Source organism: Desulfosarcina sp. (genome assembly GCF_046496365.1).
GTDB lineage: Bacteria > Desulfobacterota > Desulfobacteria > Desulfobacterales > Desulfosarcinaceae > Desulfosarcina.
Genome location: NZ_JAWOHB010000194.1, coordinates 1 through 19,263, shown reverse-complemented (window position 1 = coordinate 19,263; position 19,263 = coordinate 1). Strand labels below are relative to the sequence as shown.

16 protein-coding genes and 1 tRNA gene are annotated in these 19,263 nt (G+C 55.5%); 5 read left to right on the top strand and 12 right to left on the bottom strand.

What is annotated here, in order from left to right; genetic code table 11:
* The 11 genes from R6V78_RS18985 to R6V78_RS18935 form a co-directional block, all read right to left on the bottom strand.
* A partial coding sequence (locus tag R6V78_RS18985; protein WP_410290961.1) for an Arm DNA-binding domain-containing protein occupies nucleotides 1–255 on the bottom strand: 255 nt, incomplete at its 3' end.
* Between the two features lie 188 nt (nucleotides 256–443).
* Nucleotides 444–519, bottom strand: a tRNA-Ala gene (locus tag R6V78_RS18980).
* A gap of 75 nt (nucleotides 520–594) precedes the next feature.
* Nucleotides 595–1,800 (bottom strand): peptidoglycan DD-metalloendopeptidase family protein, encoded by a 1,206-nt coding sequence (locus tag R6V78_RS18975; protein WP_410290960.1) that lies wholly within the window; start codon nucleotides 1,798–1,800, stop codon nucleotides 595–597.
* A 187-nt stretch (nucleotides 1,801–1,987) separates the two neighbouring features.
* Nucleotides 1,988–2,296, bottom strand: coding sequence for a general secretion pathway protein GspB (locus R6V78_RS18970; protein ID WP_410290959.1), 309 nt, complete (start codon nucleotides 2,294–2,296; stop codon nucleotides 1,988–1,990).
* Nucleotides 2,297–2,787: 491 nt separating this feature from the next.
* Nucleotides 2,788–4,569, bottom strand: coding sequence for an AAA family ATPase (locus R6V78_RS18965; RefSeq protein ID WP_410290958.1), 1,782 nt, complete (start codon nucleotides 4,567–4,569; stop codon nucleotides 2,788–2,790).
* Nucleotides 4,570–4,688: 119 nt separating this feature from the next.
* Nucleotides 4,689–5,525 (bottom strand): MBL fold metallo-hydrolase, encoded by an 837-nt coding sequence (locus R6V78_RS18960; protein WP_410290957.1) that lies wholly within the window; start codon nucleotides 5,523–5,525, stop codon nucleotides 4,689–4,691.
* A 36-nt stretch (nucleotides 5,526–5,561) separates the two neighbouring features.
* A complete protein-coding gene (locus R6V78_RS18955) occupies nucleotides 5,562–6,461 on the bottom strand; it encodes a VacJ family lipoprotein (protein WP_410290956.1) in 900 nt (299 codons plus the stop codon).
* Nucleotides 6,461–7,105 carry a phospholipid-binding protein MlaC gene (locus tag R6V78_RS18950; RefSeq protein WP_410290955.1) on the bottom strand — a complete coding sequence of 215 codons (645 nt, stop codon included), beginning with the start codon at nucleotides 7,103–7,105 and terminating at the stop codon, nucleotides 6,461–6,463. Before R6V78_RS18950 ends, R6V78_RS18955 begins: the two co-directional genes overlap by 1 nt.
* A gap of 59 nt (nucleotides 7,106–7,164) precedes the next feature.
* Nucleotides 7,165–7,617 carry an outer membrane lipid asymmetry maintenance protein MlaD gene (mlaD, locus tag R6V78_RS18945; RefSeq protein WP_410290954.1) on the bottom strand — a complete coding sequence of 151 codons (453 nt, stop codon included), beginning with the start codon at nucleotides 7,615–7,617 and terminating at the stop codon, nucleotides 7,165–7,167.
* A 43-nt stretch (nucleotides 7,618–7,660) separates the two neighbouring features.
* Nucleotides 7,661–8,419 (bottom strand): ABC transporter ATP-binding protein, encoded by a 759-nt coding sequence (locus R6V78_RS18940; protein ID WP_410290953.1) that lies wholly within the window; start codon nucleotides 8,417–8,419, stop codon nucleotides 7,661–7,663.
* Nucleotides 8,420–8,438: 19 nt separating this feature from the next.
* On the bottom strand, nucleotides 8,439–9,278 hold the full coding sequence (locus tag R6V78_RS18935; RefSeq protein WP_410290952.1) for an MlaE family ABC transporter permease: 840 nt from the start codon (nucleotides 9,276–9,278) through the stop codon (nucleotides 8,439–8,441).
* A 233-nt stretch (nucleotides 9,279–9,511) separates the two neighbouring features.
* Here R6V78_RS18935 and R6V78_RS18930 point away from each other — a divergent pair, with 233 nt between their 5' ends.
* The 3 genes from R6V78_RS18930 (at nucleotide 9,512) to R6V78_RS18920 (ending at nucleotide 15,507) form a co-directional block, all read left to right on the top strand.
* On the top strand, nucleotides 9,512–10,258 hold the full coding sequence (locus R6V78_RS18930; RefSeq protein WP_410290951.1) for a DUF6125 family protein: 747 nt from the start codon (nucleotides 9,512–9,514) through the stop codon (nucleotides 10,256–10,258).
* 70 nt (nucleotides 10,259–10,328) lie between these two features.
* The gene (locus tag R6V78_RS18925) at nucleotides 10,329–11,024 is read left to right on the top strand and encodes a GntR family transcriptional regulator (RefSeq protein WP_410290950.1); all 696 of its coding nucleotides are present in this window, start codon (nucleotides 10,329–10,331) and stop codon (nucleotides 11,022–11,024) included.
* Nucleotides 11,017–15,507: an acyl-CoA dehydratase activase gene (locus tag R6V78_RS18920; protein WP_410290949.1), complete on the top strand. Its 4,491-nt coding sequence runs from the start codon at nucleotides 11,017–11,019 to the stop codon at nucleotides 15,505–15,507. Before R6V78_RS18925 ends, R6V78_RS18920 begins: the two co-directional genes overlap by 8 nt.
* Before the next feature lie 13 nt (nucleotides 15,508–15,520).
* Here R6V78_RS18920 and uvsE read toward each other — a convergent pair whose 3' ends face one another.
* Nucleotides 15,521–16,459 (bottom strand): UV DNA damage repair endonuclease UvsE, encoded by a 939-nt coding sequence (gene uvsE / locus R6V78_RS18915; RefSeq protein ID WP_410290948.1) that lies wholly within the window; start codon nucleotides 16,457–16,459, stop codon nucleotides 15,521–15,523.
* Between the two features lie 182 nt (nucleotides 16,460–16,641).
* On the opposite strand from uvsE, the gene R6V78_RS18910 reads away from it, so the two are divergent.
* Both R6V78_RS18910 and R6V78_RS18905 read left to right on the top strand, forming a co-directional pair.
* Nucleotides 16,642–17,490, top strand: coding sequence for an HDOD domain-containing protein (locus R6V78_RS18910; protein ID WP_410290947.1), 849 nt, complete (start codon nucleotides 16,642–16,644; stop codon nucleotides 17,488–17,490).
* Between the two features lie 289 nt (nucleotides 17,491–17,779).
* The gene (locus R6V78_RS18905; protein WP_410290946.1) at nucleotides 17,780–19,078 is read left to right on the top strand and encodes an O-acetylhomoserine aminocarboxypropyltransferase/cysteine synthase family protein; all 1,299 of its coding nucleotides are present in this window, start codon (nucleotides 17,780–17,782) and stop codon (nucleotides 19,076–19,078) included.
* Nucleotides 19,079–19,263: the final 185 nt, after the last annotated feature.

Genomic DNA, 19,263 nt, shown 5'->3' with positions numbered 1-19,263 from the left:
TTTAATTAGATCGGAGCGCCGGGATGGATTATCTCTGAAACTCCTGTCAAAACGGCGTTCTCGGGCCTGGGCAAGGCTTACTTCGGGGTAAGTCCCGAGGGAAAGTAGCTTCTCCTTACCCCCAAAACGGTACTTGAAACGCCACCACTTACCCCCGGCAGGGGCCACCACGATAAAGAGACCGTCTCCGTCAAAAAGTTTGTACTGTTTGGCTTTTGGCTTTGCGTTGCGGATCTTGGTGTCAGAAAGGGCCATGGCCGACCTCCGTTTTTGGGGTAACAAATGAACTATTTTTACACATTTGGGGTAACTATGCTTAAAATTACCCCCCGTTACCCCGGATGTCAACGGATTTTATCGGACTTGACTGGACAAGGAAAATTAAAAAGGCCCTGATTTTTCAGAGCCTTTCGTACTTAGTTGGACTAAGCAGGATGATGATTTGGTGGAGATGAGGGGGTTCGAACCCCTGGCCTCAGCGTTGCGAACGCTGCGCTCTCCCAGCTGAGCTACATCCCCATTCGCTTGTCGTTCAGCGCAATCACGCTTGTGATTATGCTTGTTTAGGTCTTTTTGACGGCGACGTCAAGGGGTTCAGTTGTCACGGGTCAACATCACCAGGCTGGTTTTTTCCTTGAGCAGGTTTTCTACCAGCAGCAACCGATCGTTGATCGTTTCCGTGAAAGCGTCCCGCAGCTTGGGATTCAACGGATTGCCCCGGCTTTTCTTGACCTTGTCGGGGTTGATGGGTTTACCGTTGACCCGGACTTCGTAGTGCACGTGCGGGCCGGTGGCCACCCCGGTCTGACCGACCCGGGCAATCGTCTGGCCCTGTTCCACCAACTGGCCCGTCTTCACCAGCAAGCGGCTGCAATGACCGTAGTAGGTCAGGTAACCGTTGGGATGCTTGACAATCACCAGCCTGCCGTAGCCGGATTTCCACCCCGCAAATGTGACCCTGCCGTTGGCCGTTGCCAAGATGGGTGTACCCGTGGGCGACCCGTAGTCGATACCGGTATGTGGCTTGTAGCGCTTGGAAACCGGATGGAACCGTCGAATGGAATACGCGGACGTCATCTTCCCGAATTTCAACGGCGTTCGTAAAAACATCTTTTTGAGGGGTTGACCGGTTTCGTCATAATACCCGTCAAACTTTCCGTCGTTGAAGAAAAAGGCCGAAAAGGTCTTCTGCTCGCCCACATAGCGGGCGGCCAGGACATTCCCGTACTGCACAAAGGCGCCGTCTTTGTAACAGCGCTCATAGACGACGGCGATCCGGTCGCCCTTGCGCGGATAGAGGTAAAAATCGATATCCCAGGCAAATATATCGGCAATCATACCGGAGACCTGCTGGGTTTCTCCGCTGTCGGCCACCGCCTGGTACAGGGATGTCTCGATGGTGAACACCTTGGCCACCATTTGACGGTCCAGCACAATTTTGCGCTTGCGAACCGCGTAGCCGCCGTCATCCTCCTTGATAGCCTCGTATTCATCCAGCGGACTGGTTTTATAAACAAATTTGCGGATCAGGTTCTGGTCGTCAACGCTGACCTGGTAGCGGTCTTGCGGCCGGGAGGAACGGAAGTCGAAAACCTTGGCAAAGGATCTGGAAAGGGAGAGAATCTCCGCCGGTGGAATGTCGTAGGCCGTCAGGGCTTCGTATAGGGTGCGGTTTCGGATGGTTCCTTCAACAACATTGACTTGAGCCGCCGGCGGAATCGCGGGTGAAGGGGTCTCCTGGATGTTCATTTTAACCTGGAGACCGGAAGCCAGGCATGGCAGGGGCAGAATAAAGATCATTGCCCCGGCCCAGACTGCGACCCATAAACCTGCAAGCGAACCGATTTTCGAGCGCATAATCAACTTTCTTTTTAAACATTCAGTCATTCTCAGGATGTCTTCGGCACCCTTTTGGGATAACTTTAGCTTGCATCGTCGCTTCTTTAACAAAAGCTAAATCGGTAATCAACCGGTTTTTCAAGGTTTTTTAACGGACTTTGAATTCTTCATGCCAGCGATCGGATCCTTCGGCCAGCAGCACATCGTCCGGGTTGATGGCAACAACCATGATATTGTCCACGGAGCCGCCTTCTTTAATCAGGCGATTGTTGATGACGACAAATCGCTCGGCGGCTTGCGGTGCCCACACCAGCGCCTGCAGGTCAATTCGCGGATCGTTCCTGAACGTTTTCGCGCTATCCAGGGTTTCCTGCATCGATTGGTCCTGCACCTTGGATGCATCCGGCAGGCCGCGGGTCGTGGCATCCGGCGGAGCAGATGCCGATTCGTTTGTCATGGCGGCGGCCTGAGGCAGCGTATCCTCCAGCGTTGAAGACGGAGACTGTGCCAATGGCGCGGAGGCCTGGATTGGTATGTTCCCGGATTGAGCCGACGCAGGTGCGGCACCTGGGGCAGCTGGCTGAACCGGAGTCTCGGCAGGTCGAGCGGGTTTTTTTTCGGCAGGCGGTGCGGTTGGTTTCAGATTTTCGGGAACTGAAGAGGGCCTACCAGCACGGGTTTGCTGTGACGGCGCCGACGCGGCAACCCGGTCTGCAAGACTTGTGGGCCAGTGTCGCCGGGCTTGCCAAAATAGCACGCCGGAAACACATACGACCACAACCACACCAACCGGCATCCACCACCGTCGGCTACTTTTGCGGTAGGACGATTGCACGGCCAGCGGGGCGGGCCATGGCGTGCTCGACCCACGACCGGAGGTCGTTTCCCGCTCGACTTTTTTCAATGCATCCAGAATGGAACTCAACGCTTAGGCTCCTTGAATCGCCATCATCCACGCGGAATGCCCATCAGGCGTGGCACGTTCAGCGATTGATCCTCGTTATAAAGTGCAATTTTGGTCAGAGGCCCTACCATCCCATCCACATCCAGGCCGTTGCGGGCTTGAATCGCTTCAATGGCCAGCCTTGTATGGGTATCATAGGCGGCGGTCATCTCTTGGATGGAATATCCAAGGGTTTTCAGGTGCACCTTAAGGGACAAGATAACTTCTCCTGGAGACGAAATCGGTATAATCCCCGTATAATTAAAATAGTTTTTCCAGAGGATGTATGCCGCACCGTTCCATAAACCCGCCAATGCCGCGGGTGAAACGGTAAAAACCGTGTCACCGTCAGACAATTGCATTTCATTGTCGGCAAGACCCACCACAGCCAAGAACCGCGAGCCGCTGCCGCTTGGATGGGGAAATTCCAATATGGCCGGCAGGTTCAGCTTTCTGATCAGGTTCAGATTACCCTGCACGTGCAGGACTTCCATGTTGCTGTGCCTGGCAAAGATACGGAAAAAAGAGTCGCTCTGCATCCCCTCAACCGATTCGGCTACCAGCGGCCGTCGTGCATGCCAAGCATTCAGGACGGCCGTTAAGGCCCCCAGCCGCGAGTTGCGCGCATCCGTGGCATCGATCAGTTGGTCGAGGTCATGTACAGGTGGTGGTTCTGACGGATCAGCTGCCACCGTCATGGTGGCCTCGGTAGGCGCGGGCGCTGCGACCGGATTGGGCATTTCCGGTGGCGGTTCGACCTTCGAAATCGTTGCCGTGATCTCCTCGGATGAAATGGCCGGGGTAAATTCTGAGAGCGCGTTTTCAATTTTGTGGTGGAAAATCGGCATACCCGGCACACCAACGGGCCGGTTCAGGAGGGTCTGGCCGATGAATAGGCCGGCCACCATAATGACCAGGACCACCAACAGACCGACAGTCAACTTTTCGCGATAAAACAGTGCTGGCCGGGATCGCCGGCTTCTTTTACCGTCCAACTCCCGCAGGGCCCGTTTCACGATGCGATTGGTAATGCCTTGTTTACCCAGGGAAAAGGCGGTCAGCAGGACCCGGTCGCAGGCGATGTTGATCAGCCGGGGAACACCGCCGGTAAATTTGAAAATCGACCGGTAGGCCGCCGCCGTAAATTCCAGCCCCGGTTTCCGTGAAGCGATATGGATGCGGTGACGAATGTACTCCCGGGTTTCCGACTGGTTCAGAGGGATCAGGTGGCAGCGCAAGGTGATGCGCTGATTCAGCTGACGGAGGGCATCGGTTTCCAGCAGATCACCCAGTTCCGGCTGACCCACCAGAATGATTTGAATCAGCTTACTGGTGTTGGTTTCCAGGTTCGACAGCAGGCGCAACTGTTCCAGCACATCCGCACTCAGATTCTGGGCTTCGTCAACCAGCAGGATCACCCGTTTACCCTGGGCTTTCTTTTCCAGCAGAAAGGCGTTGAGCCGATCAATGAGGGTCTTTACCGACTCGGTGTTCGAGGGGATTCCGAACTCGTCGTTGATGGCTTTGAGCAGTTGCACCGCGTCGAGTTTCGGATTGAAGATGTAAGCCGCTGCAGTAGTCTCGTCCAGACTTTCCAGGAACATGCGGCACAGGGTGGTTTTTCCGGTACCCACCTCTCCGGTGATTTCGACAAAGCCCTCGCCATAACCCGCGGCATATCTCAGGTGGGCCAACACCTCTTCGTGGATCCGGGACAGGTAAAGGTACTCCGGATTGGGCACCAGCTTGAACGGTCTCTCTTTGAAGCCGAAATAACGATTATACATGGTCTTGTGGCCGTTATCGGGGTTTGTTGGTTCACGTAACTGAGCAGGCCGGGGGCTTCCACGCGCTAACGGATGCCCGCCAAGGGAGCCGCAACGGGCCCCGGCGGGTAAAGCCGAAATCAGCCTTCCAGTTCAGCACCCACGCATCCGAAAAAGAAGCGCTTGCCCAGGTGCGCATGGAGCATGGCCGCTTTTTCCAGCCCCGTGCAGTGAGAGACGCCCATCCGTTCAATGCCGTATCGGTCGATGGCCTCAACGGTCCGGGCAAACTGGTCGGGCTGGGCAAACCCAAGGTGGGTTCCGCCGATCACCGCGTAAATCCGGTTGCGTTTAAACACCGCCAGAACATGGTTGAAGATGTTGATCATGCCGGCATGGGCGCACCCCAGCACCAGAATGAGGCCTTTTTCCGAATCCACCACCAGGGAAAGGTCGTCTGCGATGGGATCCGGACATACGGCCTTTGCACCTCGGGGATGAAGGGTCATATTTGCATCCGGCTTCTCAAAGTCATTTCTCCTGGGGACCTCACCGCTCAGGTGGATTCCGGGGATGATTTCAACCGGATTACCACTCAGATGGAATTGGGCGCCCAGGGATTCCAGGTAGCTCATCCGGTGAGGGATACCGATGTAGCGGGTGGATTTGCCGTCGGACCAGGTACGTTGGGCAAATATGTCCGGATGACCGTAAACAGGAATCGGACCGGTGTGGCTGAGCACCTGCGGCAGCCCTCCGGTGTGGTCGTAATGGCCATGGCTGACGGCGACGGCGCGCAGCGATGCCAGGTTTTTTCCAAGGGCTGTGGCGTTGCCGCAGATGCCCATACCCTGGCCGGCGTCGAACAGCACATTGCCGTTTTCGGTTTCGATAAAACAGGCGAAGCCATGTTCGCCCACGACACCGAAAGGCCGGCCCACGGAATTATCGCACAAAATGGTCAGTTTGACTGGCATAAGGCACTTTCAGGAATTGGGTTGAAGTTCGTCGCCCTATTGGGCAATCTCACTGAGCCGATTCTGGATATAGGCGTTGCGAAAGGCTTCATAGGGATCCATGGCGGCATTTTTTAGGGATTCAAAATCGCCGATGCGAAAAGAGGTGTCGTTGACGACTCTGACACTGTAGGCGATCACGTTGGTGGTGCCGGAGGTCAGTTCACCCGCATCCACATTGATCAACTGCATGAACGAAACCGGGTTCAAGGCCCAGTCCCCGATACTGCCCACCGTATCGCGCAGGGTTGACGGGCCGAACAGGGGCCAGACAATGTAAAACCCGTTTCCGATGCCGTAGTACCCCAGCGTCTGGCCAAAATCCTCTACGGGCGGGTTGAACTGCGGTTTATCCCTTACAATGTTGAACAGACCCAGAAATCCAGCCGTGCTATTGACCATAAACCGGCCGAACTCACCTTCTGCGGATTTCCATTTACCCTGGAAAAGGCAATTGGCAAAGCGCACCGGTCCCAGAAGGTTAAAAAAGAAATCTTTGACACTCACCCGGACCGGTGTGGGAACGACCACCCGATACCCGACAGCCGCCGGTTTGAGCACCCAGAAATACAATTTGTCGTTGAAGACAAACATGGCCCGGTTGAACCCGGCGATGGGGTCGGCAACCGCCTGCATCATCAGGTCCTCATCCCCGTAACGATCACCACTGGGGTCGTCGAAGGGATCGAAGGGAACCGCATCAGCCGACACCGGGGCCTCCTCACCGGGCGGGGAATCGGTGCCCGCGGTTGCCGGAGGATTGGCCCCGGCGATGCTGCCCATCAACACAAACACCATGACGATCAAAAACGACCGTCTGGGTTTGGACACCATCGATCGCTGCGCCATTTGAAAGTCACGCGCGCTAAATCGGGTCAGCCGCTGCCTGTGCATCATCAGTTTTGATTTTTTCCGTTTTCGGCAAGACGTTTCCTTTGTTCGGCCAGCTTTTCGTTGAGCCGCTGGATCAGTTGGGCCGGTTTGTCCTTGCTCAAGATAGTGGCAAACTGGGTGCGGTAATTTTTTACCAGGCTGACGCCTTCGACAATTATATCATAAACTTTCCACTGGCCACCCGCGCCCTTCAGCATACGATAATTAACTGGAATCTCAACGGTTTCCCTTATGATCTTGGTTTTGACTTCGGCATAGGTGTCTGCGTAGAATTCCTGTCCGAGGTAAACGATCTGCTCGTTATGGTACTCTCCCTGAATTTTGTCGATATAGGTGTTGCCGAGAAACTGGGCAAACACATCGGTGAATGCGGTCTTTTCCGCATCGCTAAAATCGCTCCAATTGCGCGCCACGGACCGTTTGGCAATCTCCTCGAAGTCAAACATCGGTTGGACTATCGTCCAGATTTCGTCCCGCTGGGCCGCATGGGTATCCGCTGCTTGGTACCGGGGATCGTTGAGAATGGCGATAACGCTATCGACGGGGGTTTTGATGACCGCCATGGGCTCCGTGCATAGCGCTGTTGCCGGGAACATCAGCATCACCACAACAACAGCCAGCAGTCCGGCAATCCTTTTAGGGATCATAACCTCCTCCGCAATCACTTGGTCTGTTTTACAATCAACCCTATCCACGCAAAGTGGTATTACTTTTCGGCATCTCCGAAAACATATTTGCTGACCAGTTCTTCAATGTCCAGGGCCGATTCGGTTTCGATAATCATATCCCCGGATTTGAGAATTCTGTCTGAACCGCCCGGTGTCAGGCGGATGTATTTATCGCCGATCAGGCCGGACGTCTTGACCGATGCAATGACATCATCGGTGAGCACGACACCCTTTTTGATCTTCAAGCTGACAATGGCCACCTGCCGTTGATTGTCAAGACGGATGTCGGCCACTTGGCCGATTTCTACCCCTGCCATGTCTACCAAGGCCCCGCTCTTCAGTCCCGAGACCGAATTAAACCGTGCATCCAGAGCGTAATAATCGTCGCCAAACCACTCCATTTTTCCCAATTTGATGGTTAGGTAAGCCACGCTGATCAGGCCGATAAGGACGAACACGCCCACGGCAATTTCAACAGATCTTTTTTTCATATTGCCTCCGGCGCCGTAAGAAGAACCGATACGGCTGTCTTCGTTATCGCTCGCTTGGCGCAGCTTTGATTGTCTCCGGGTCCTGGCCCCGGACAAATTGCCGGATCGCCGGTTCGTTGCTGTTTTGAATCTCCGTTGAGGTTCCCTGGAAAATGATCCGGCCCTTGTCCAGCATGGCAATGCGCTGGCATATGGAGAACACGTCGGGAATTTCATGACTGACCATGACCCCGGTAAAACCGAATGTCTTCTGGTATTCGGATATCATGGCGTGGGCGGCATTTTTACGGATGGGGTCCAGACCCGTGGTCGGTTCGTCAAAAAGAACGATCTGCGGATCGGTCACCAGTGCCCGCGCCATGGCCACGCGTTTTTTCATGCCCCCGGAAAGTTGGGAGGGGTATTTGTCCTCTATCCCAACCAGGTCCAACCGGGCCAGCTTGTCGCGCACGCGGCTTCCAATTTCACGCAACGGAACCCGCCTATTCTCCTTAAGCGGCAAGGCCACATTCTCATAAACAGTCATGGAGTCGAACAGGGCTGTTCCCTGAAACATATAACTGAATTTCATCTTCAACGCCCGGCGCTCGGCGGTAGTCATGGTGTTGATGGCCCGCCCCTGGAACAGGATCTCGCCGGCGTCCGGTTCCAATAGGCCGATGATGTGCTTGAGCAAAACACTTTTGCCGATGCCGCTTTTGCCGATGATGGCCGTCACCTGTCCCTGGTAGATGGACAGATCCACCCCCTTGAGCACGGCGTTGTCGCCAAAACGCTTGAACACCTGATTGAATTGGATCATCGGCACGGTCATCATCGTCTCACAGCAAAAAAGAAGTCAGCACATAGTCAGCCACCAGAATCATCACGCAGGAGATAACCACCGCCGATGTGGTGGCAAGGCTGACGCCTTTGGCCCCGAAGCCTTCCTTGCGCATGTGGGTGGTATAACCCTGAAAACAGCAAATGGTCGCCACGATGGCGGCAAAGCAAAAGGCTTTGACGAACCCCCCGTTGATATCCTCCATCAGCACGCTGGACTCCACCCTGCTGAAATAAATCCCTGAATTGATGCCCAGCAACAATGATCCGGTCAGATAACCCCCGAGAATACCCACCACATCGAAAATGGCCGTGAGGAAGGGAAAGCTGATCAAAGCCGCCCCCAGTCGGGGACTGAACAGAAAGCGAACGGGGTTAATGTCCATGGTATCCAGAGCGTCGATCTGTTCGGAGATGCGCATGATGCCGATTTCCGCAGCCATGGCCGAACCAGCCCGGGCTACAACCATGATGGCGGTCAGCACCGGACCCATTTCCCTGATCAGGCTCAAGGCAACCGCCGCACCCAGGAGTCCCTCGGAGCCGAACTTCACCAGCGTATAGTAGCCCTGAAGCCCCAAAACCATCCCTGTAAACGCCCCGGTGAGGCAAATAACAAACACCGATTTCATACCGATAAAATACACTTGATCAATGAGCTTGTCTGCCTGAAGGGGAAACGTAAAAAGGTGCACGACGCCGCGCAAAAAAAAGATCGTCACCCGGCCCAGCTCCTGTACAGGAGAAATGGCCCGGCGGCCAAGGCCGGCCAGCATGTCTGAAATCATGTGCGATTGGGCCATCAGATCCGTACCGTTGTTGGTCAAGGAAAGTGGCATTTAACAGGATGAAACACCGATTAAGCCATCAAAAATAGATGAAATTGCGCCTAATGTAAAGAAAAGAAGGCAAATGAAGCCCCAAGCGTGTTCGCAACAACTTCCGTAAACGGATTATGGGCTTTTGATCGAATCCCTTGACTTCAGGGGGGCCATTTCCTAAAGTGGCTGCCGACTGGCCAGCGACCGCACGTTCCACTTAAAAATCATCCACCGACGAAAGGAGACATCCCATGGCCGATACCGTCAGCACAATCGAGGATCTGAACCAAGAACAGACGGCTCGTTTGGTCATGGATGTTATGCACCGGACCATCATCCACTATGCCCTCTGGTTCACCGAGATTCGCCATCAGATGGGCATGCAACGTGCTCTGGAAGCACTGTCCGTCGCTTCGCAAAAAAGTATCGGCATTCAGTTTAACCGCCTGTCCCAGATTCTGGGATTCGAAATGCACGACGATATTCCCGGGCCGCTGCTGAACATGCCCAAAACAAAGCTGCTGAAGCTGCTGGACGCTGCGGCAGTCAACTGGCTGGCCAATGACGGCGTGTGGTTTCAGGCTGTGGAATTCGCCAGCGGCATGAATGACGCCAAACGCTGCAATGATTCCTGCTGGGCCCACTTCTCGCCGTTTGAAGCCTGGGCCATCAAACGCTTTCTGGATATCGGTGACCGGTCCGGACTGGAAGGCTTGAAGAAAGCCTTGAATTTTCGTGTTTATGCCCGAATCAACGTCCAGTCCTTTGCCGACGACGGACCAGATGCCTTCATTTTCCGCATGAACGCGTGCCGCGTCCAGGTGGCCCGCAAGAATAAGAATCTACCCGACTATCCCTGCAAATCGGCCGGCCTGGTTGAGTATACCTATTTCGCCAGAGCCATCGACCCACGCATTCAAACCGAATGCATCGGGTGCCCCCCGGACGCGCACCCGGACGACTGGTACTGCGCCTGGCGTTTTTATTTAATCAAATAAGTGATCAAATTTTACCTGCGAAAACAATTTATCATTGTCTCTGGAACTGCTCGCCGCCAAGGATAACCATATGGCACCACCAAAAGCCAAACCGATTCCGGATGTCGGCCACACGCGCAAGGCCTACCAGGGCATCCGGCAGATGCTGTTCCACAACGAAATCGTACCCGGGCAGAAAATTGCCTATCGGGATCTGGCTGAGCGGCTGGGCATGAGTCAGACACCGGTAATTCAGGCGCTGAAATGGCTTGAATTTCAAGGTCTTGTTCGTCATGAACACCATCGTGGGTATTACACCGAACCAATCAGCATCCAGGAAGTGGAAGAGATTTATGACTTTCGGGAACAGATCGAACTGGCCCTGCTGCCACAGGCCCTGACGCGCATGGACGCCCTGGCCATTAAAAAACTGCAAGCGGCCCTAGATGCCCACCTGAAAGCCTCGCGGGAGATCTATCTGTATGACCGGCTGCTCAGGGATATGGAGTTTCACCTCACCCTGGCCTCTTTGTCCGGCAACCGGGTACAGCACCAGACCCTTCGCCTGCTTTTTGACCTGTTGTATCTCAAATACGGGGGGAACATTCTTTTTTCCACCTCGATGGACAAGGCGGACACCGCCCACAAGGAGTTGTTCAATCATATTCATGACAATCACCTGGCGGGTGCCAAGGCAGTGCTTTCCCAGCACATCAACAGTGTAAAAAGACACGTACTCAGCGGGCTCGAACGCCTGATGAAGGAAAAAGTCAAGGCTAATGTATGATCCATCGACCACAGACGGCAGACCCGGACCCCAGGGAGCCTTCAAGGCCATCCCGGCAGTGCCTCACCACCGCCAGAAAACCGATGCAATGGGAATTTGCCTGGGTGCTTCCACCATATCGGTGGTATTGATTTCAAGTGAACCCGGAACGACCGACCGTCGAGGCCGGCCTCGGGTTCGGATTGTCAAGCACGGCATTTACCCCCATGAAGGCGACCCCAGACGGACGCTTTTAGCGGCGCTATCAGACTTCTATCCGTCTGACTGCGACCGGCTGGCAGTCACGGGACGCCAATTTCGCAACAGTGTCAATCTGTCTTCCCTCTCCGAACCCGAGGCCGTGGGATACGCCTACCGCCACTTGAAACCGGAGGGCATCGACTGCCCGGCCATCGTATCGGCCGGCGGGGAGACCTTCATGGCGTATATCCTTGATGCCGCCGGATGCATCTCCAACGTGATAACCGGCAACAAATGCGCATCCGGTACCGGTGAATTTTTCCTGCAGCAACTTCGCCGCATGAACGTCAGCTTGGAAGAGGCGTCCCGATGGTCGGAAACCGAAGCGCCCTATCCGGTGTCAGGGCGCTGCTCGGTGTTCTGTAAGTCCGATTGCACCCACGCCACCAACAAGGGGGTCCCACGATCCCGGGTCGCCGCCGGCCTGTGCCGGATGATGGCGCATAAAATATTGGACTTGCTCAAAAAAATTCCCAAACGCCACATCATGCTGATTGGCGGCACATCGAAAAACAACATGATGGTATCTTACCTGGGCTCTCACATCGACGGCCTGATCGTCCCGGAGCAGGCACCGTATTTCGAAGCCCTGGGAGCCGCGATCTGGGCTCTGGATCACTCCACGCAGCCCTTTATGGGGACGCAGACGCTATTTTCGGAAACCGCTGCACGATTTGATCGGCTTCAACCACTCGAAGATTTCCGTGAACAGGTGACTTTCGGGACCATGGCACGCGACACGGCAAACGATGGCGATCTTTGTCTGCTGGGACTTGACGTCGGTTCCACCACCACCAAGGCGGTTTTGATCCGTCAGGCCGACGACGCGCTATTGGCATCGGTGTATCTGAGAACCAACGGTGATCCGGTGGCGGCATCGCGACAGTGCTATGCGGCGCTGTTGAACCATGTCAGGCAGTCATCGGACCCGACCACAGTAAACATTGTCGGGCTGGGCGTTTGCGGCAGCGGTCGCCAGATTGCCGGATTGCATGCACAAACCGATGGCGTGATCAACGAAATCATCGCCCACTGCACGGCGGCGGTGCATTTCGATCCCGACGTGGACACCCTGTTTGAAATCGGCGGCCAGGACGCCAAGTACACCCACATCACCGCCGGTGTCGCCTCCGATTACGCAATGAATGAAGCCTGTTCGGCCGGCACGGGCAGTTTTCTGGAAGAGTCGGCTCAGGAAACCCTGGGAGTAAGGATGCAAGACATCGCTAAATACGCGCTGCAAGGGAAACGTCCCCCAAACTTTAACGATCAGTGTGCGGCCTTTATTGCCTCGGATATCAAAAACGCGATTCATGAAGGCATCGACCGCCAGGAGATTGTCGCCGGCTTAGTCTATTCCATCTGCATGAACTACACGAACCGCGTTAAAGGCAACCGGCCGTCGGGTCATCGAATATTCATGCAGGGTGGCGTCTGCTACAACCGTGCAGTACCCATGGCCATGGCCGCCTTGGTGGGAAAGCCCATTGTCGTGCCCCCCGAACCGGGGCTGATGGGCGCCTTCGGTGTGGCCCTTGAAGTAAAAAAACGCTTGAAGGCCGGATTGATGACGCCGACCGCTTTTGATCTTGAAGCCCTTAAAAATCGCCAGGCCGCCTATGGGAAGCGGTTTTTATGCCGGGCCGGCGGCAACGGCTGTGACCGGCATTGCGAGATCGCCATGGTTCGCATCGATGGTAAAAATATTCCCTTCGGCGGCGCCTGCAATCGTTACTACAACATGCACAAACGGATCCGCGTGGATGTGGAGGCCCTCGACCTGGTGAAAAAACGACAGGATATTTACCTGAATGTCGAAAATACCCCAGCCAACCGGCAGCCGCCTTCGGCAACGCGCCCTACCGTTGGGATTAACCGCAGTTTTCTGATTCACACCTATTACCCGCTGTATGCCACCTTTTTTGAATGCCTGGGGTTTGATGTCCGGGTGCCCGATACACCTTCCCGAAGAGGAATTGCCGAGCGGGGCGCTGAATTCTGCTATCCGGCCGAACTGTCCCACGGCTTTTTCCACCGCCTAGTCGACAGCGAACATCCCCCTGATTACCTGTTCCTGCCGCATGTAAAATCTGTCCCCAGCGAACGCATTGGAAACCATAGCGTGCTGTGCCCCTTGGTTCAAGGCGAGCCCTACTTCCTGCGAACGACCTTTCGCCGGCACCTGAAGCGCGCCGGTGTGGCCGCCGACCGCGTGCTGTCACCTGTCCTGGACCTTGCATCCGGTTTGGCAGCCGCACGATCCCCCTTGTTGGAAACCGCACACAAAATGGATGTTTCCCGCCGGCTGGCCGCTGACGCCTTCGACCGTGCCATTGTCGTCCAGAACCGGTGCACCGACCGCATAAACCAAATGGGTCGACAGGCCCTTCAAAATTTGGCGGCCGATCCCCGTCGCCTTGCAGCGGTTATCTTTGGCCGGCCCTACAATGCCTGTGCAAGCGAAGCCCATATGGGCATTCCCCGCAAACTTGCATCCCGGGGTGTGCTGGTACTGCCGCTGGACTGCCTGCCCACGGCAACTTGGCCAGACAAACGTCATATGTATTGGGGAATGGGACAACGAATCATCCGGGCCGCCCGCCTGGTGGCAGATCATCCCCAATTGTTCGGGGTTTATATCACCAATTTTTCCTGCGGTCCGGATTCCTTTATTATCAACTATTTCCGGGACATCATGGGTCAAAAGCCGTCCTTGACCCTGGAATTGGACAGCCATACGGCCGATGCCGGGCTGGAAACACGCATTGAGGCCTTCCTCGATGTGGTTAACGCCTGGCGTCATCTGCAATCACCCCAACAGCCCAAACCAACGCCGCAATCGTTTACGCCGGCCCGAACCGAATTCAAAACGGGCGTCCCCGGCGTACGCACGTCATCCGGCCGCTGGCTGCCCTTGACCGATCCTCGGGTTACCCTGCTGTTCCCCTCTATGGGCAAGCGTTCTTGCGAATCCATGGCCGCCGTGTTCGAGAGTGAAGGCATCCACAGCGTTGCCGCGAAACCGGCGGACGAAGCCGTCCTCAAACAGGGAAGGGCCAACACCACGTGCAAGGAATGCCTTCCGCTGATATTGACCACCGGAACCCTTTTGAACCATCTGAATCGGAATCGTCGCCCCGGCGAGGTCCTGGTCTATTTCATGGCCACCGGTGCCGGCCCTTGTCGGTTCGGCCAATATCGGGTTTTCATGGAAGATCTGATCAAAAAGCGCACAATCGAGAACGTGGCGCTGTTTTCACTGAATTCGGAAGACGGTTATAGCGGACTCGACAGCCGTTTCTACTACAAGGGGTGGCAGTCGATAATCATCGCCGATGTCATGGAAGATATCCGTGCAATGCTCCTGGCCAACGCCGCCGATCCGAAGTCCGCGCTGGTCCATTTTGAAAAAGAGTGGGACCTGTTGATTCAGGCCATTAAGGTCGGCCGCCCCGGCGATGTCGAATGCCAGCTTGACCGGGCTGCCGGAAAACTCAGGGGAATCGAATTGAAACGCCCGGTGGAAACCGTGCCGGTCATCAACCTGGTGGGTGAAATTTTCGTTCGGCACGATGGCATTTCGAGACAACACCTTGTCGAGCGCCTGGCTCAAAGGGGATTCGCTTGCGTGTGTGCTCCGACGGCCGAATGGATGCACTATACGGACTGGCTGGTAACCCAGGGACTCATATGCAATGCTCATATGACATGGCGGGAAAAAATGGGGTTTGCGCTCAAGCGCCGGGCCATGCGAAAAACCGAAGCGCGGATCAAAAAAAAGCTCGCCCGTTCGGGTCTGATTCACACCGATATCGTCGATATCCCCGAAACCATACGCCATGCACATCCCTATTTAACCTCCGACCACATTGGCGAGGCCATCCTGACGGTGGGAAGCGCCCTGAAAGAGGTGGTCGCCAATGCCTGCGGGGTGATCGCCATCGGTCCCTTCGGATGTATGCCCAACCGCGTGGCGGAATCCATTTTAAAGGAGGCCATGACGGCGGCAGACAAGCTGAAGGCGGCTCCCGATGACCATCGGTTGCGGGAAACGCTTGCAGGGTTCGGAGATTTGCCGTTTCTGGCTATCGAAAGTGACGGATCGCCCTTTCCTCAGATCATCAACGCCAAACTGGAGGCGTTCTGCCTGCACGCCAGGCGCCTTCATGAACGGATTCGGGCGGTGAGAGAAACCGATGGGGCGATCGACGTTGATACGCGAAAAAACACCCGCGAACCATAGCTTCGCGATGGCGTCAAGCATGACGATCTTCACGTCGAGGGTCGAGAAGGGCGATATCAACAGATTCCATCCATCGTCGGAATTTCAAAACCGCCAGTTCTTTGGCCTTGGCCTCCACATCCACCGTAATATCCAGATCCCGCCAACACTCGGGAAAATCAGCCGGATCGATAAAGTCGTGATGGGGTCGGCAGGGGCCATTTTCCCAGCCGTTCAGCGGGCTGGACAGATGCATGAGCGGTTCACGGCTCCAGGTGGATATGGCCGCTTGCGTGGTTTGTTCCACACCGCTTCCATCGGGCAGGCACCGGTGGTGGTGGACATCATAAACAAGGGGTGTCCCGGTTTCTTCGCACACGGGCAAAAGCGCGGCCGGCGTGTAGACCCGGTCATCGTTTTCCAGGGTCAACCGGCTTTGGACGTCCCGGGATAGCGTCCTGATAACCGCAGCCAATCGTTTGAGTGCCGCCGGCTTGTCGCCGTACGCCCCACCGCCATGGATGTTGATTACATCCGCCGCCACCCATTTTGCCATCTGGGCATGATATTCCAGATCGGCAACAGCGCGCTTGACCACGCCGGCATCAGGCGAGGAGAGCACCAGAAACTGGTCCGGGTGAAATGAGGTCCGGATCCCGTTTTTCAGGCTGAATGCCCCGGATTGTTTAAATCGCGCGATAATCTGATCGCCTCCAGGCAATTCATGCAGGTCATATCCGGCATCGGGATGGGTTTTAACCGGCAGAATCTGGCTGTTGATCCGAAAGGCGCCGATACCGTTGGCAGCGCAAAACACAAGCGACTGGTATAACGCCTCGGCGTTATGCATGTTGATGACTGCCAGGTATTTCAACCGCAGTGCGCTGGAAAGCGACAGCAGGTACCTGGCAGTTGTGCGCCGGAATTTGATCGGTGCTTCTCGAAAGATGCAGCAAAGGCCAAGACGGATCATAGGTCTCCTCGGGTGAGGCGATCATTGAAAAACGGTGTCACCTTTTGGCACTGCCTACCTGGCAATCAACCCCCAAGACAAAATTTCCTAATGCCTGCACCAAAAAGGGCCGATGCTTAGGAAATCAGGTTGGCTTTTTCCAAGTGATTTTCCCTAACACAGCGTCAAAGGATCTTCGAACAATGGACAGTCTTTCCAGTATACTGAAAAAAGTAAAGCAGCTGGATCCCATTCCCACAGTCATCCACAAAGTCCTGGATCTGGCCGATAACCCGGAGTCTTCACTGAAGGATCTGGTGGCTGTCGTCGAGCGGGATGCGGCCATCACCGCCAACCTGTTGAAAACGGTCAACTCGGCCCACATTGGATTGCCGGTAAAAGTGGACTCAATCCAGCAGGCTGTCTCCATGTTGGGGTTGCAGCAGGTGGTGGAGATGGTGCTTGCACAAAATCTGGGCAGCAACCTGAAACGATCCCAGAAAGGCTATGGCCTGGCCAAAGGGGACCTGTGGTGCCAGAGCCTGACCGTGGCCATGGTGGCCAGAACCCTTGCCCGACAGCGGGATTTAATGAGCCTTCCGGCAATCTATACCGCCGCCCTGCTCAAGGATATCGGCAAGGTCATTCTGCATGCGTTCGTCGCCGACCAGATTGAGGCGATACAGCAATCGGTGGCCCGTAGGGGCATGAGTTTTGTGGAGGCCGAAAAAGAGGTGCTGGGCATGGATCACGCCACCTTGGGAGGCATCATCGCCAAACAATGGCATTTTAGTTCGCATATGATCTATATGATCGAAAACCACCATCTTCCCGATCCCGCAGCACGGAACGACCCGGCCACCGCCACCCTCTACCTGGCCGACATGGTGGCCATGATGGTGGACACAGGCATCGGCGTTGATCGGCTTGCCTACCATGTGCACCAGGATGTTTTCAACGACTTTTTTCCTGACAAACAGCAGCTCAAAAGCCTGATGATCACCTACAAAGGCCTCCAGCGTGAAATTCAAGGTTTTTTTAAGGCCGACTGATGCCGGTATCCCTTGACAAATCGGCTTGAAAAATTAGTTTCCTAAGATTTGATGAACTGGTAAAAAGTCGATTATCGGACGGTGCCGTCAAGATGTGATCATCCAATCTGGCGCAAGACACCTGGCCCGCTGACCGCTCGGCAACCTGTGCTCACAAGGTGCCCGTTCCAGCCCGAACGGGAAACATGCGGCCCATTCCATCGCAATGCTCCTTACATGCCGCCTTCCCGCAGGGGGTGCGACTTTTTTTGGCCCCCAAAAAACCCTTCCCAAAAAAGGAGAACCAACGATGACTGAATTTATCAGAGGTTTTGCAACCAAGACGGTACATGCCGGTCACACGCCGGACCCCACCACCCATTCCAGAGCGGTGCCGTTGTACCAGACATCCTCGTTTACATTTGACAGCACCCAGCACGCCGCAGATCTTTTCGGCCTTCGGCAATTCGGCAATATCTACACCCGCATCATGAACCCCACAAACGAGGTTCTGGAAAAAAGGGTGGCGGAACTGGAAGGCGGGGTGGGCGCCCTGGCAGTGGCATCCGGGCAGGCAGCGGAGACACTGACGATTTTGACTCTGGCCCAGACCGGCGACGACATCGTCGCTTCAGCGGAACTCTACGGTGGCACGGTAAGTCTATTTTCCCATACCCTGAAAAAGCTGGGCATCACCGTACGTTTCGTTTCCCCCCACGATAATCGTGCTTGGGAAGATGCCGTCACCCCACGAACCAAAGCTTTTTTCGTTGAGACCATCGGCAACCCCAAACTGGATATCATCGACCTTGCTTCCATCGCTGCCATCGGCAGCCGCCATGGCATCCCGCTGGTGGTGGACAACACGGTCACCTCACCCTACCTCACCCTGCCCTTCGACCACGGGGCGGCCATTGTGATCCACTCGGCGACCAAGTTCATCGGCGGACATGGAACCTCCATTGGCGGAATCATCGTGGATTCGGGCACATTCGACTGGGCCGCTTCCGGCCGGTTCCCCGAATTTGTCGAACCCGATCCATCCTATCACGGGTTGAAATTCGTGGAAACCTTCGGGAACCTGGCCTTTATCCTGCGGGCCCGGGTCCTGGGGCTGCGTGACATGGGAGCGGCAATGAGCCCCTTCAACGCCTGGATGTTCCTCCAGGGATTGGAGACCCTGCATCTGAGAATGCAGCGCCACTCGGAAAACGGACTGGCCGTGGCCCGCTTCCTGGAAAACCACAGCTGTGTGACCTGGGTCCGCTACCCCGGCCTGAAATCCTCTCCGACCTATCACCTGGTCGAGAAATATCTCCCCAAAGGGCAGGGCGCGCTGGTGGGGTTCGGGATCAAGGGGGGTCTGACGTCGGCCGTCAAATTCATCGAAAGTCTGCAGCTCTTCAGCCACCTGGCCAATATCGGTGACGCCAAAAGCCTGGTGATTCATCCGGCCTCCACCACGCATGAGCAGCTCGCAGCAGCCGAGCAGCAGGCTGCCGGCGTCACCCCGGATTTTATCCGACTCAGCGTCGGTATCGAGGACATCCAGGATATTCTGGATGATCTGGACAACGCCCTGACGGCCGGGGTGGCATGTAAGGCATAAAAATGGAAACGAATCGGTCTTTTTGGTGCCTACTCTTTTTCCTCGCCGGCGTGCTTGAGAGAAGCGTCAGCCCCGTTGAAAGCGGTGAAAAATCTGTTTGTTCATGGACACATTGAGCCAAATGGCGGCAAACCCGATTAAAAAAAACCATCTGATCGTTTTCGGTCGCTACCCTGCGCTTGGCA